Raw genomic sequence first — 414 nt, 5'->3', positions numbered from 1 at the left:
GTCACCGGTGATGATGCGCAGGAACTTCGGCATCGCGACGACGTCGCTCTTCTTGTTGCCGACGTACTTGATCTCCGCCTGGCTGGCCTTGAGGATCTTGCCGACGTTGCCCTCGGCGCCACCGCCCTGGTCGGCCGCGTCGAACTCCTGGGTGCCGTCCTGGAGACGCAGCACGGGCCAGTAGTAGGTCGACTTGTCCGCCTGGTTCTGGCACGAGGTGTCGGCGTTGGCCAGGTCCTCGTCGCTGGAGAAGGCGTCGTTGTCCTGGTTGCCGACGTAGTCGTGCGTGTGGTGCGCGCCGTTGTCGACACCCGGGGCGACGATCAGGTTGTCACTGTTGAACAGGTTGTTCTCGTTGACACCGCACTCGGCCGTGAAGGTGCCGGTGGAACCGCCGTCGCCGTTGGCGGCCAG

At 65.2% G+C, this 414-nt stretch carries 1 pseudogene (running past one end of the window); it reads right to left on the bottom strand.

From position 1 onward, the window contains the following. Nucleotides 1-414: pseudogene (locus tag CCL05_RS39445) on the bottom strand (DUF1996 domain-containing protein); its annotated part runs 611 nt beyond the window's last position; the annotation flags it as partial.

The sequence above is a fragment of the Streptomyces africanus genome (assembly GCF_002150735.1).
GTDB lineage: Bacteria > Actinomycetota > Actinomycetes > Streptomycetales > Streptomycetaceae > Streptomyces > Streptomyces africanus.
Note: the sequence above shows the minus strand (reverse complement) of the source record. Positions and strands in the feature narration are given on the sequence as shown.